Origin of the sequence: Nitrosospira sp. NRS527, assembly GCF_018406445.1 — a bacterium.
Classification (GTDB): domain Bacteria; phylum Pseudomonadota; class Gammaproteobacteria; order Burkholderiales; family Nitrosomonadaceae; genus Nitrosospira; species Nitrosospira briensis.
Window position 1 is genome coordinate 1989948 of record NZ_AP024515.1, and the last position, 13465, is coordinate 2003412.

Annotated in this window: 16 protein-coding genes, 1 tRNA gene and 1 pseudogene; 8 read left to right on the forward strand and 10 right to left on the reverse strand. The window is 49.3% G+C overall.

Annotated elements, in window-relative coordinates:
• Positions 1-108 precede the first annotated feature (108 nt).
• Positions 109-789 carry an N-acyl homoserine lactonase family protein gene (locus KJS40_RS08930; RefSeq protein WP_213537187.1) on the reverse strand — a complete coding sequence of 227 codons (681 nt, stop codon included), beginning with the start codon at positions 787-789 and terminating at the stop codon, positions 109-111.
• A gap of 57 nt (positions 790-846) precedes the next feature.
• Positions 847-1140 (reverse strand): hypothetical protein, encoded by a 294-nt coding sequence (locus KJS40_RS08935; RefSeq protein WP_213537188.1) that lies wholly within the window; start codon positions 1138-1140, stop codon positions 847-849.
• Between the two features lie 417 nt (positions 1141-1557).
• On the opposite strand from KJS40_RS08935, the gene KJS40_RS08940 reads away from it, so the two are divergent.
• The gene (locus KJS40_RS08940; protein WP_025040145.1) at positions 1558-1968 is read left to right on the forward strand and encodes a nitrosocyanin; all 411 of its coding nucleotides are present in this window, start codon (positions 1558-1560) and stop codon (positions 1966-1968) included.
• Between the two features lie 568 nt (positions 1969-2536).
• The gene (locus tag KJS40_RS08945) at positions 2537-2695 is read left to right on the forward strand and encodes a DUF3309 domain-containing protein (protein ID WP_072768382.1); all 159 of its coding nucleotides are present in this window, start codon (positions 2537-2539) and stop codon (positions 2693-2695) included.
• A gap of 313 nt (positions 2696-3008) precedes the next feature.
• Here KJS40_RS08945 and KJS40_RS08950 read toward each other — a convergent pair whose 3' ends face one another.
• Positions 3009-3476, reverse strand: coding sequence for a nucleoside deaminase (locus tag KJS40_RS08950; protein ID WP_213537189.1), 468 nt, complete (start codon positions 3474-3476; stop codon positions 3009-3011).
• Positions 3477-3882: 406 nt separating this feature from the next.
• Here KJS40_RS08950 and KJS40_RS08955 point away from each other — a divergent pair, with 406 nt between their 5' ends.
• Positions 3883-4044 (forward strand): XRE family transcriptional regulator, encoded by a 162-nt coding sequence (locus KJS40_RS08955; RefSeq protein ID WP_213537190.1) that lies wholly within the window; start codon positions 3883-3885, stop codon positions 4042-4044.
• 544 nt (positions 4045-4588) lie between these two features.
• Here KJS40_RS08955 and KJS40_RS08960 read toward each other — a convergent pair.
• Positions 4589-5251 carry a DUF4145 domain-containing protein gene (locus KJS40_RS08960; RefSeq protein WP_213537191.1) on the reverse strand — a complete coding sequence of 221 codons (663 nt, stop codon included), beginning with the start codon at positions 5249-5251 and terminating at the stop codon, positions 4589-4591.
• A gap of 471 nt (positions 5252-5722) precedes the next feature.
• On the opposite strand from KJS40_RS08960, the gene KJS40_RS08965 reads away from it, so the two are divergent.
• The 4 genes from KJS40_RS08965 to KJS40_RS08980 are packed head-to-tail and all read left to right on the forward strand — an operon-like array spanning position 5723 to position 7381.
• The gene (locus KJS40_RS08965) at positions 5723-5920 is read left to right on the forward strand and encodes a hypothetical protein (RefSeq protein WP_244859517.1); all 198 of its coding nucleotides are present in this window, start codon (positions 5723-5725) and stop codon (positions 5918-5920) included.
• A 48-nt stretch (positions 5921-5968) separates the two neighbouring features.
• Positions 5969-6133 (forward strand): hypothetical protein, encoded by a 165-nt coding sequence (locus tag KJS40_RS08970; RefSeq protein ID WP_213537192.1) that lies wholly within the window; start codon positions 5969-5971, stop codon positions 6131-6133.
• A gap of 52 nt (positions 6134-6185) precedes the next feature.
• Complete coding sequence (locus tag KJS40_RS08975; protein ID WP_213537193.1) at positions 6186-6515, forward strand: transposase; 330 nt, start codon at positions 6186-6188, stop codon at positions 6513-6515.
• Positions 6512-7381, forward strand: a complete 870-nt coding sequence (locus KJS40_RS08980; protein ID WP_213539788.1) for an IS3 family transposase — start codon at positions 6512-6514, stop codon at positions 7379-7381. The genes KJS40_RS08975 and KJS40_RS08980 overlap by 4 nt, the downstream gene beginning before the upstream one ends.
• 183 nt (positions 7382-7564) lie before the next feature.
• On the opposite strand, the gene KJS40_RS08985 is transcribed toward KJS40_RS08980, so the two are convergent.
• Together KJS40_RS08985 and KJS40_RS08990 are read right to left on the reverse strand one after the other, a co-directional pair.
• Complete coding sequence (locus KJS40_RS08985; protein ID WP_213537194.1) at positions 7565-8833, reverse strand: three-Cys-motif partner protein TcmP; 1269 nt, start codon at positions 8831-8833, stop codon at positions 7565-7567.
• 6 nt (positions 8834-8839) lie between these two features.
• Positions 8840-9586 (reverse strand): phage Gp37/Gp68 family protein, encoded by a 747-nt coding sequence (locus KJS40_RS08990; protein ID WP_213537195.1) that lies wholly within the window; start codon positions 9584-9586, stop codon positions 8840-8842.
• Between the two features lie 479 nt (positions 9587-10065).
• On the opposite strand from KJS40_RS08990, the gene KJS40_RS08995 reads away from it, so the two are divergent.
• On the forward strand, positions 10066-11079 hold the full coding sequence (locus KJS40_RS08995) for a RelA/SpoT domain-containing protein (protein WP_213537196.1): 1014 nt from the start codon (positions 10066-10068) through the stop codon (positions 11077-11079).
• Between the two features lie 189 nt (positions 11080-11268).
• Here the strand turns inward: KJS40_RS08995 and KJS40_RS09000 are convergent.
• From KJS40_RS09000 to KJS40_RS15540, 4 genes and pseudogenes are all read right to left on the reverse strand, one after another.
• Positions 11269-11344, reverse strand: a tRNA-Asn gene (locus tag KJS40_RS09000).
• 310 nt (positions 11345-11654) lie between these two features.
• Complete coding sequence (locus tag KJS40_RS09005; protein WP_213537197.1) at positions 11655-11810, reverse strand: hypothetical protein; 156 nt, start codon at positions 11808-11810, stop codon at positions 11655-11657.
• 225 nt (positions 11811-12035) lie between these two features.
• Positions 12036-12812, reverse strand: coding sequence for a PEP-CTERM sorting domain-containing protein (locus KJS40_RS09010; RefSeq protein ID WP_348529518.1), 777 nt, complete (start codon positions 12810-12812; stop codon positions 12036-12038).
• A 28-nt stretch (positions 12813-12840) separates the two neighbouring features.
• Positions 12841-13011: pseudogene (locus KJS40_RS15540) on the reverse strand (hypothetical protein); the annotation flags it as partial.
• Positions 13012-13465 lie beyond the last annotated feature (454 nt).

Below are 13465 nucleotides of genomic sequence, written 5' to 3' on the forward strand. Positions count from 1 at the left end.
CCGGTGCTTCACTCTCTCCATGCCGGAAATCTCGGCAAGCCCAGGAAAAAATTCATATCGTGGTTAGGCCAAAGCTGTGCGTTTTCTGTGCGGGCGAGCGCCTTTAGCTTACGAATGCTCGCTAGTGCCAGTGCTTCGTTCCTGCCAGCAGTACCCCGGCGCAACCTCCTCCTCCAGGTTTTCCACCAGATCGGCTGCATCCCCACACAAAATGACTGGCTGCCCTTTTTGCAGCTCGATGAATAGCGACATATGTCCGGCCGTATGCCCAGGGCTGGCAACCGCCTGGACGCCGGGAGTCAACATATACTCACCTGTCATTACCTTCCATTGCCCCGCACTCGCCAGCTCATCGGTAAACACGCTGCCATCCTGCCCGGTACGCGCTGCCGCCACCTCCTCAGCCTGAACATGCACCTCGCAGCCGGGCAGGTCGCACAGGCCACCTGCGTGGTCGAAATGTAAATGCCCGATAAACACGACATCGATATCGGATGGCTCGAGTCCCAACCGTGCCAGATAGTGAGGGATACGTTGGTCTTCCTCCATCGCAGGCGGTTCGAACGAATGACGCATGGGCTCGAAATATTTTGCGCGAAGTGCTGGGTCAGCAAGCTTGCGATAGTCGCAACCGACATCGTAGAGGATGCGTCCATTGGGCGTTTCTATCAAATAGGCAAGAATCGGCGCATCGATAAATCTGCCATGGCCGCGGTTGCGTGTCGAGATTGTCTTCTTGTAGCGATGCGTGCCTGTCAGCAGTGGCCAAATCTTTGTATCGCGAGGCATATTAAATTCCCATTGTTTCTAGACCTCGCCAATGCAGATTGACGTCCTCAGTTAACTTCAATGGTGTTCAGTCTCGAATGCCGAGTGTTCTGACTGTTCCGGGTGTTCCGGGTGTTCCGGGTGTTCGGCGGTTTCGTCAATACTTGAATGATTCATCTTGCCGAATATCAGATGAGCGGAAAAATTCAATCCCAAAGGCACCAGCAATGCCACCACCAGCAATGCCACCAGTGCGGTGTTAACGCTTACGTCGATTTCTCCGCGCGCTATTTTCCTGAGAACCCATATAGCCAGACAAAGCAATCCAGTCAGGACTATAACGCTAAAGATTATCAAACCGCTATCAGCCATGGTCTACCCGATTTTGATCGACAATATTACCGTAATTATTGGCTATGCCCAAAATTACGGTTTAGTGTGCCATGATAGGCTGAATACAACCAGAAAGCAGCAATGGCGAAGCCGGAAGCTCGAATGCCACGGCTTGATCTAATCGGCCAGAAAACCTATCTTAAACTTGGACTTGAGGGACGCTTGCGATTGACATCCGTGATTATCCCAATTAGAGTATTAACTGGATTCGCGCGGGCGAATTCAGGATAAAACATACGCAGAATTACAATTCTAACGATGAGTAAAGCGCTCATGGTTAATGAGTACTATCCAGATGCTTGCCCTTGTTGATTAGGGCGTGGCAAGTTGTAAGTACCGTTAAACAAGAGCGGCTGCTATTTCATTAAACGTAACGTATAGTAAAGGAAAGTAATTATGAAAAAAACCATAACGATGTTTGCAAGTCTTGCCTTGGGATTGTTATTAGTAGGAACCGCGCAAGCAGCCGAACAAAAATTCAAGGTAGTTATCAATGCTTATGACACTACTATTCCTGAGCTCAACGTGGAAGGTGTGACAGTCAAGAACATCCGCGCGTTTAACGTTATCAATGAGCCTGAAACCTTGACTGTGAAGAAAGGGACTAAAGTAAAGATTACCGTAGAGAACAAATCCCCTATCAGCGAGGGATTTACTATTGACGAATATGGAGTTCAAGAAGTGCTCAAGGCGGGAGAAACAAAAGAGGTCTCTTTCGTAGCGAACAAGAGCGGTGCGTTTACCATTTGGTGCCAGCTCCATCCCAAGAACATCCATCTATCGGGTTCCTTGAACGTTATAGATTAAAGTCTCCTTACGGCGACGTATGAAGTAGCAGGATCGGCAGCGCAGTAGAAAAAGCGGAAGCAACGAAGCTAACATCGACAACAGATCGAAGTGACGATCTGGTCAATGATAGCTTCGAAGCCGCCGAACGCCGAAGCAGAAGCGGCATGGCGGGCGCTCGTAAGATCAGGATGCATACTGATGAGGTGCATTTAATCTGCCCTACCGTGGCTGTTCATAATAAGCCTGACCCTGCTCAGGAATGTGATGGAGTATTCCTAGGGAGTAAGCATTGCTTACCTGGAACAATGAAACCCGCTAAACAGCGGGTTTTTTATTTGTAGTAAGTAGCATCGATTTAACAGGATAAGCCTCTTCAAAAGCTGGATTACTAAGTTTGATAGAAGTGTGTCTTTATCGACTTGGGCGGCCACGCTCAACCGCTTCTGCGTAAACGCCAACCCCTTCCTGTCACGCCCATACTCCAACCCTTCATTATCGCTTGGATCGTATTTTGTATGCCACCGAACAGATAAAACTCGTCAAAAGAGCATAATAAAAATCTCAAATCAAAACGAGGAGAATTAAAATGACTCTCGGAACGATTCTTATGATTGTACTGATACTTGCCCTGGTGGGTGCGATTCCAACATGGGGTTACAGCAGCGGCTGGGGTTATGGACCGAGTGGCGGTATCGGATTCGTGCTGTTAATAGTGCTTATTTTGGTTTTGTTGGGGCACATCTAGCTTGCTAAGCTGAAAGCTATGCGGAATTACGAGAAGAGACCCGCCAGTAGCGTATAGATGACAGATAGCCCCATGCCGAACCATGCGAGCTAGTAGTATTTGCATGAACTGGTGCGGGGCTATCGCTACCAGGGCGACGAAGGCGATGAAGAAGAGGATGAGCAGGGCCATCGGAAAAGTATATTCCCATACTTTCTGGGTGGAATAACATCAGTTGTTCGAATTTTTCTAATAACTGAAGAATCGCAGCATTAAATACCAATAGGGTCAGACTTAGTCTAACCCTATTGGTTCTCGAATGGGAGTCGCTGGTTTACGAAGTGCGGTCGGCCTGCTTTGCCTGCCACTGCGCGTACAAGCCCTCTTCGTCTGCAGGCTTCAATGGTCGCAGCACCACTTCCTGCTGCAAGGGAGGGCGAGCCATCTGTGCATACACGTCAGCAGTCGACAGCCCATATGGCTCGCCCTCATCGTTGGAATAGGCGTACCACGCCCGATGGATACCGCACAGGTGCATTGCGGCCAGGCACATGGGGCATGGATGACCGCTGGCGTAGATTTCGCAGCCATCAAGATCGGGACGGCCCAGCACACGGCTGGCTTGGCGGATCGCCTGCATTTCGGCGTGACAGGTCGGATCCTGGGTACTATGGATCTCGTTTACCGCCCGGGCGATCACCTGCCCTTGGTATATCAGCACCGCACCGAAAGGCCGACCCCCGGCCTTGATATTGTCCCGGGCCAGCGCCAGGGCTTCTCGCATGTGCTGCTCGCTGCTCACGATTGTGCCTTCTTGTAACCCAAGGTCGACTGTCGCCGCCTCCGATTCTTGAATACCTTGATGTTCCCAAGGCTTGACGCCGTCATCTCCGCTCGGTTTTTAGCGTAGTCCATGCAAACGCTGGTTCTTGAAATTATTGACCCCCCTTTCAGCCGGGGCGTTATCAACAATTCATATAGTGGCTCGTCGAGCATACCATGTTGTATTCTTTTAGTGCGTCCTGGAAAGCAAGACTGCCGTACTGACTTCCTCGATCCAAAGAATATAAAAGTCAGGAGCGATTGATAAGAAGCGTTCCGACCGTTAGACCACACGTACACAAATATTTAAAAGCAATCAATATATTACCTTTAATGTTGATTCAATCGAGTCTGACCCCATTGAATGGAGTCTGACCCCATTGAATGTGCAGCATCACCTCAAACAAACGGAAGCCGCAAAAATCCTGATGGTGTCGCGGCCCCGAGTCTCCGACGTAATAAACAGGAAAACAGCCAAGTTCACCATTGATACGCTAGTGGAAATGCTGAGCCGGATTGGCAAGCCGGTGCGGTTAGCGGTGGATTGATGCTGGGCTACACCCACTGGTTTTCGTATATTACTTTGCGTAAGGTCCGAGTAGCAAAAATGGCCGTTTTCTCAAGCTCTTGCTCTGCTTCTTCAGGTTTTTCCAGTAAGGATGAGTCATTCCAAGGATCATCTACCTGCACTCATTTATTACGATATTTGCGCAGAGTGTGTAGATCATCTTTCAAAATACTGTCGATTGGAGCAGTGTTGATCAATTCGACCAAACGTTCTGTGTTCGTACTCGAATATTCCGATCTCAGACAGGTTTCACAATCTGATAGAAGAATCTATGGAGCCAAAATCGGTTGATAAGAATCGTTCCGGCCGCCTAGACCACACGTACTCAAACTCGCGGAAGCAACCAATATTGTCTTTTATGTTGATTCAATCGACTCTGACCCCATCGGAACACGTTACTTTGAAGATCAGTTTGTTCTGCAAACCAATGACCCCGTGCATCGCTTCGAAATATGAATCGGAAAGGCTACGGGCTTAAAAGCTCGCTGAATCCTACTAAATAATCCGTCTGTTGAGGGGTTACGTCATCCGAGGGTTTTTCCCGCCTTTTCATTTCTCTCTTCGATAGCTAATCTTTTAGACTCAGGTAGTTTCCCGTAAAGGCGCTCCACGGTCTTGGGGTGTGTAATCATTTGATCAGCGATTCCATTGACTAACTCAAGAAGTTGGAGGGCTGTATCCCGATCATCCTTGAGATCAATAACCCCTGGATGAACCGCTTCGTTTCCGATTACCCGGACCACATCCAATGATTTTTGGACAAGGGGATGAAGCCCCTTTTTCACAAGACTTGCAATATCTTCATCTATGTTCCTTCCCTTCTCGCCCAGATACGCGCACAGTTTTTGAACACAAAGCCTTAATAGAGCCGCAGCTCCTCTGGGTGAGTAATTGAGCACTACTCTCGCCTCTTCGAAATCACGGCATATTTCATCCGGCAAATCCGCATTGGCCCGCGCACCCTCTTTTTGGGCGGGATATACCAATGTCTGATGAACCCAAATAGCATTTTTTCCGCAGTTGTAGCACTGACTGAGAAATAAGTTCCCGACATCGCGATAAATAGAGGAAGCGCGTTTGTTTTCAACAATGAATACTGATCCGGTCTCTATCTTATCTACCCAAGCTAAGAAGTTCTGCTTGGCCTCAGTATCAAGCTCTTTTGTCCCATGAATACTAGCTCGCATCTCCTTGTCTGGGAACGGGGGGGTTCGGCTGCCACGATCCAGCGGATTGGCATGAAGGGTGAACTAGTACTGGGTAGTAAAGGCTCCGCAGTATGGACAATCAAAGGCTGTTTTAGAAATCGACGGTGTGTTATTTTTAGTCATCAATAAAAGTTCTTATTCGGATTCCTGTACATGGGTGTGTTTTTCTTCCTGAATTAGCTACTGCAAGAGTTCGCCCCTTATAGCTATCCTCAGTTTTTGGAGAGCAGCATACGGAAGGAGGCAATTTATGTCAATCAGGTAACAAATCTCCGTATAACCCCTCGGAATATGTGGCTAGCTGGAAGTCCGTATTGCATTTCAGTGCGAGTCTTGGCAACTTTTTTCTATATTTCTGCGCGTATAAATATATCGCTGCACGCAGCGTCATTCTAGGCATTCTCATAAAGCAATAAAGTTTGCGCGTGTTCAACCAATAGGAGACATGGCATGCAAACAACACTACTCAACACCACACAAGCCGCCCGTTATATGGGCCTGAGCAAGGCGTTTCTAGAACGTGACCGCTGGGCCGGGGCCAAGTGCCTTTCATCAAGATTGGCTCCCGCGCGGTGCGCTACCGGCTGCAAGACCTGGAACGCTACATTGAGTCCTGCATACGCAAATCCACCAGCGATACGGGCGTAGATGAGTATGACTGTATGGCCTAGGCTAATCCCGGAAGATGCATCTAACATGAATGGCATTGTCTATTTCCATAAAGAAGAGGAAGAGCCGTTCACATCCGACATCGTCAGCCGTCACCCTGATTGCCTGGCTGAACCGATGACGAAAGAATATACGTGCTTATACGTCGGTCATGGGAAAGAACAAGCCGCAATTCAATCGACTCTGAGCTAACCCGGCTTTTCCGGACACATTAGAAGGTAGACAATGTGAACGGAGGTGCCAAATGGAGAAGAATGTTAGGAAACAGAATCCCGAGCGTGAGCGAAATCGCTACAGCAAGGAATTCAAACTTGAGGCAGTCAGGCTTCTGGAGCTTGGACAGAAGCCTGCCACAGAGCTTGCATTGGAACTGGGGATAGCCCGCAATCAGTTATACAAGTGGCAGGCGCAACTGAGCAAAGTTGGCAAAGAACAAGCCTTTCATGGGCCGGGGCGCAAGCCGGAAGATGAGCGCAGCGAGAATGAGCGGTTGCGTGCTGAACTCAAAAGGATGACCGAGGAGCGCGACATCTTAAAAAAGGCCGCAGCGTACTTTGCGCGGGAACTGCCGTGAAGTACGAGTTCATTGCCCAACATCGTCAGCAGTTCCACCTCTCAGCCATGTGCCGGGTATTGACTGTTTCGCGCAGCGGATTTAATGAGTGGCAGGAGCGCGGTCCCTCTGCACGGACTCTTGCCAATCGTCAATTGCTCGGCCAAATTCGCCGGCTACATGAGCAAACGGGTAAGAATTATGGCGCGGTCAAGACCTGGAGGGCACTCAACCAGGCAGGCATTGCTTGCGGTAAGCATCGTGTCGCCAGATTGCGCAGCCAGGTGGGGATCGAAGCACAACGCAAGCGCCGGTTCCGGATCACGGTCGAGCATCACAAGCTTCCCCAGGCGGCACCCGATCGGATAGAGCGACGCTTTCATGCCCGCCAACCTAATCTGGTTTGGGTAGGTGACATGACCTTCATTCGCACACGAGCCGGTTGGCTTTACCTGGCGGTGTTGCTTGATCTGTACTCGCGCAGAGTCGTAGGCTGGTCCATGGGAAATCGACCCAACGAGGCCTTGACACTGGGCGCGCTGAACATGGCCATTGAGCATCGCGCACCGAAGCCGGGCTTGATTCATCACACAGATCAGGGCGCCATCTATCGGAGCCAAAGATATTGTGAGCAGATGGCAAAGGCGGGAATGCTGCCGAGCATGGGCTCAAAAGGCAGTGCTTACGACAACGCGGTGGCTGAAAGCTTCTTCTCGAACTTGAAGAACGAGCTCATCCATCATACCGACTTCCAAAGTCGCGAAAACGCCAGAACAGCGATCTTCAGCTATATCGAGCTCTTCTATAATCGCCAGCGGATCCATCAAACCCTGGGATATGTCAGCCCGGTAGTATTTGAGAAGGCCAGCAGAAAGGTTCCAAATTAAACCGTCCGGAAAACGCGGGTTAGCTCACTCTGACCCCATCAGAATATGAGTCTCAGACGTGATAAACAGGAAAACAGCCAAATTCACCATTGATATGCTGTGGAAATGCTAAGCCGGATTGGCAAGTCGGTGCGGTTAGCGGTGAATTAACTTCGACGGAACGCCAATATACATAATAGCGATTTAGCATAACGGAAAGAATGAGCGCTGTTTTGGCACAATGATTTGATCATTGGACTTGATCTGCTTTCCAGATGTACGCCAGGCTCCATCTGCACCAATAATTTCTATTTCTTTATGCAGGATAAGATGCCCTAGCGCATCTTTGTAAACACCTCTGGACGCCGGCGAAAAGTTACATGTAGCCTTGAAGAGAGTATCAAATTTAATACCGCCTTCACTCTTATGGATCATCGGCGGAATCTGTTTTTGTAGCGCGGCACCACTGGCTTTCCGAGCCACATCATCAAACTCAAACCCGAGGCCATCCTGGCCAAACCGTGCTATATCGTGATCGGGATCGTAGCCCACCTGAAACATTTCGAGCCCGGGGCCGCCATAGTGAATGAAGTAATTGTTATTGCTCCAATGCACATCAACCATCACGTCGCGTGCTTTGGGATGCCTAGACAGATGAATAAGCCAATAGTCTCCATGCCCTTTATCGTTCCGAATAAAAAACGGAGTGAAGTATTCCGCACCGCATTCCTCTACCAAGGAGCGATAAAGGGTACTCTGGATGAAAAGCCTCCAGTCAGGATCGGAAGCTTTAATGTCACTGAGCGATCTGTTCCGTAAAACATCCGGGATACCCATATCCCGAAGAAGTTTTCTCGTGAGCTCATTGTCGCTCGCATAAGTGATGAAGGAATCCACACCGAAAGTCAGTATAACTTCCGCACTCGGCAGGCTTGCGAAGATCTTCCGAATGAATTGGGTTGGTACCTGCGAATATCCATACTGATCAAGTGCAAAAATGGAACGTCCACTCCTTGGATTTTTATGCTGGACGAATGCAACAATGTTTTCTATTTCGTTATGAAAATCAGCGTGACGCAGATGAATAGACTTCCCGATATGCTCGCCATATTCGCTCCCACGCAAAACCTTATCGAGATGCGTATAGGCATGATGATCTTTCTCAATAAAAAAATAATCGACTTCAAAACGGAGAGGTTTGTGCCGCTTCTGATTAATTGCGAAATTGGCATCTCGAACGGCGTCGAGGAAAACGAGGGGTGATCCTTTTACGAGCTCACCTTTTTCGCTATGAATATACTGACCTCCGCCAGCAAACCCATCAACCAGAGTCAGGCGGAGTTCATCCCTATGGGGAGTAGCCAGTGTTTGAAAGTATGCAGCCAGATATGATTGCAGAATGCGATGTTTTGCAATGCTATGAGGTTGAATAATGTCAGGACCATTTCTGTAATTATAAGGCTTCCGTGCCATAGGCGCTCAAACCTGAGTTAACAACTCTGGCATGCTATCCCAAGTTCTGCCATTTAATACTCTTCCATTTGTTTTTTTGTCGCGACTCACGCCATCCGCCCCCCACCGCCCCCATTGCTTGAAGAAAAAAGCGGCGCCTGCTTCTTCCGCTTGTTGCTGAATGCTTTCAACCCACTCAAGTTGCATAGGTCGGGCCTTACGGCCGGATTCACCTCCGACAATTACCCAATGAATGCCAGACAGATCGATTTCGCCTACATCTTCAAGTAACGGCTCGACGGACAGAAACCTGATATGAGCTTCCACCTGCCGTAGATAATCGATACGCGGTACGCCGTATCGCTTGTCTTCAACCGACACTCCAAGCCAGACGTTCTTTGGGCAAGACCGTTCATGAAAATATTGCGGCAAACGATCAGCGCGCTTAGTCAAAATCTGATAGGTATGATATGGTGTTTTTCTGATGACGTCGAATACCCGATCCAGAAATTCATCTGATACATGCTCATGAAAGAGATCACTCATCGAGTTTACAAAATAAACCGTGGGTTTCTTTCGTTTGATGGGCTGCTCCAATCTCAGCGGATGTAAGGTCAACTCGAATTCGTTTTCATAGCCAGGTGTGCCCATTGCATGAAGCCGCCGCGCCATAATCTCGGCATAACAATTCTTGCAGCCAAGTGAAATTTTCGTGCACCCTGTTGTCGGGTTCCACGTTTGTTCTGTCCATTCAATAGAAGATTGCGTTGCCATAGTTCTCTCCTGCTTGCCGAATTATATACGCTAAAGGAAATATACCCGTTAGTATTGACATTCGATTTCTCGGCTGTCGCTGCCGATAACGAATCCACAGTTCAACATTGCGGCGGTATCAGGCATGAATCCGGACGCGAAAGCGATGCGATCGAAAGAATCTATGGTGTGGTCAAGAATCTACGGAGTCAGAACCAATTGATAAGAATCGTTCCAGGCTATTTAGACCACACCTACTCAACTTTCGGAAGCAACCCAATATTGCCTTTTATGTTGATTCAATCGACTCTGACCCCCATCAGAACATGCGGGTGTTACATCAACGGAGAAGTCGAATATGGGGACGTTTCTGTTCAGTGTTTGCGCTATTTCTATTTTAGGTTTATTGAAACCACGACGTTAGGAATAAAGAGTCAAGTTGTACGAGATTCCGTGCCAGATTTGTCATCTTTGTCGTCTACATTACGTTAGAGATCGAAATGGCAAAAATCTCGACCCTACAGTCGCAATACGTCGCTCTTACGGCAGGAGCAGAAAGACTCCGCACTGCACTCACGGAGCAACTTGAACACATCCTTGCGACGAATCAAATCTCGCTGGGTGTTCCACTTGAAGGTCGCGTAAAGGCGTGGTCATCAATCGTGGAAAAGATTGAACGTAAGGTGCCCCGCTTGACGTCCGTAAGTGATCTTGATGACTTGGTCGGCATCCGACTAATTCTTCTGTTCCAGCGAGACGTGGATGTCATCCATCGGTTAATTGGCGAGACCTTTCAGGTGTTGAGTGCGGAGGACACAGCTTCCCGCCTCACCGAAACACAATTCGGATATCAGTCGCGTCACTACGTCGTGCAAATTCCAGAAACCTGGGTGAAGGTTCCCAGCCTCGCTGGACTTCAGTCATACAAGGCAGAAATACAGCTACGCACACTATCGCAGCATATTTGGGCAGCCGCATCGCATAAGCTCCAGTACAAGCATGATGAGAGCGTTCCTGTCCCTTTGCGTCGCTCAATCTATCGCGTGTCGGCACTTCTTGAAACGGTAGATTTGGAATTTAACCGCGTCTTGAAAGATAGAGACGCTTACGTCGCTCAGCAGGTGGCGATCCCTCGACTAGAGGAAACGCTAAATGTTGACAGCGCTCAAGCCCTACTTATCCAACTGCTGCCGGCGGAAAATCTGGGGCATGATGAAGACTACGCTGATCTGCTTGTCGACCTTTTCCATTTTGGAATAGATACAGGGCAAAAGCTACGAAATCTTCTTGTAGAACACATGGTCGAAATATTGAGAAAGGATGCCAAGGCAGCGCTCGCGCGTAATGCGTATGACGATGTTGGCGAAGACGAATACGAACCACTTCGTGCGCGGCTTGAACGAGGTGTGTTTTTTACACACGTTGGTCTTGTGCGTCAAGCGCTTCGCGAGCAGTTCGGTGATGATGAAGTTCGTATATGTCTAAACTTGGGAGGGGATAAGTATGGCCTCTAATCCTTTTTACAGCGAACCGGTTTCGGCGGCGTATGCAATGTTTATCGATCGGAGATAACCGTAACCGTATGTTAACCTATAGTCGCAGTATTTTCGTCAATGCTACTATTTCCATTGCAGGGTCTTACCTACCGTAGGGCTAGTAAAGCAGGAAAAGATTTACAATGTTACTGTAAGTCTTTGTTTATTTGGCTCCCCGACCAGGGCTCGAACCTGGGACCTGCGGATTAACAGTCCGTCGCTCTACCGACTGAGCTATCGGGGAATTGGAGAGGTGCATATACTAATAGTTTGGGCGAGGCTGGTCAATCAAAACCGCCCATCAGTAGCTGCTGACGACGCCTGAATTCAGGCTGAAACATCCTCCTCAGGCCGGTTTGAGCATATAGTGGTCAAGTCAGGTAGCGTAGCGTAATCTGGAAGAACCGAGGCGTGAAAGGAACTCGCATTCGAGCGAGCATGGCAGGCAGACGTGGATTAGTGAGAAATGGAACAGAATGACCAATGCTTACTCAACCGCTGGTACTTCCGTGACATCACGGGAGCGCCAGCGGTTTGTTCACTGAAGGCGCCTTTTAATAATCCTTGTCGGGAACGACAATAACTTTTTCCGTGGAGGTTCCAGGATCTCCCTTTGGACCCGGTGGTCCAGACTTGCTGGTATCTATCGATAGGCAGCCCGCAACTCCGGCAAGCATCACTATCACTGTAAATAGTTTTAATTTTTTCATTTCGATTATCCTTTTTAATAAGTACGGCACTGGAAACCGCCGCGTATACAAGATAACCTGAAGCTCTAGCTCTAACTGTCTGTTACCGTACATAGGGGCGTTGCTGCACGCTCTTCTACCCGGTAAAAGAGGGTCGGGTTTTTCGGGTTTTCATCTCCATCAGCTACTTATTGATTGACCAGGCTAAGCTTCAGGTATCGTGCTCTCTTCTCTGGCAAGGCCGGTTCATCCGTTTTCGGTATTATAAAATCCGGCTTCTGAAGCGAGCGACTGGCATGCCTGCTTACGACGCACCATAAATCCTACCAGGACCAGGCCAGCAAGCATCAAGGCATAAGACTCGGGCTCCGGAACAGCGGCAATAAAGCCGCCTGCGATAACCTGCCCCAGGTTGTTGACGCCATAGGACTCCGTCAAGGGATCGCCGGGCAGATTTACCAGTGAATTAAGGTCGGTCATGCCGCTTCCATTTGAACCCGTGACAAAAGCATGAAAATCGCTGACCGATTCTTCCGGCAGCAGGGGAATTTGGGCTACACCCACCACTTGCCCGGCGTTGTTGACGCCGTAGGCCACACTTTCAAGTCCGCCCAGCGTGCCAAGGTCGGTCAAGCCCATGCCATTAGCACCAGAAATAAAAGCATGGGAATTCGACTGTCCTACTGCCTGCCCGGTATCATTAACACCATACCCGAACGTATCTCCGCCCAGCGTGCCGAGGTCGGCCATGCTCCTACCATTAGCGCCCGTGATAAACGCACGTTGATCCCCGCTATTCGTAAATGAATCACCCACTACCTGTCCGGCGCTGTTGATGCCATGGGCCGCGCTGTAATCTCCTCCCAGCGTACCCAGGTCAGTCATATTCCCACCCTTCGCATCGGTAGTAAAAGCACGGAAGGATTTATCGCCGCTCGTCAGGGAAATTCCGACCGCTTGCCCGGCGGTGTTAATGCCGTAGGCCCAACTGGTGCTTCCCCCCAGGGTGCCGAGATCGGTCATACCAACCCCATTGGGGCCAGTGATAAAAGCATGGTAAGCTTTATCCTCGGTTATGAGGGAACGTCCCACAACCTGTCCGGCGGCATTGATGCCATAGGCCCAGCTGTCGCTTCCACCCAAGGTACCAAGGTCTTTGATTCCTGCGCCGTCGGAACCGGTAATGAAAGCGTGCGTATTTCCACCAGACGTTCTGGACCAGCCCACCACCTGTCCGGCATCGTTGATGCCGCGAGCAAACGCATCTATTCCGCCCAGGGTACCGATATCGACTACCGCTTTGCTGTTGGGATCTACGATGAAGGAACGGAAGCCGGCAAAAGCCGTCGGCGCGAAACCGAGGCTGACGCCCAAGGCTGTGGCCAGAATCAAGTTTCCGACTTTACAGTTTTGGATAGCTTTCATGGTTTATGCACTCCAGTAAACGTTGCCGCTTGAAAATAAAGTCTGATAATTTTTTAGAATAGACCATGTAATCAAAATTTCAAGGTGAAAAAATCGGCTGATGGCTTTGTTTACCGCCCCTGGCTTGAATCTACCGGCAGCATCATGCTATTGCCGGAACCCGAGGTATTGCAGGAGATATACATGGCCGTTTTGTTGGCGTTTTGCACGTCGCAAAGTATTTGTATCGCAACTCCAGGCCGGTGCTATCC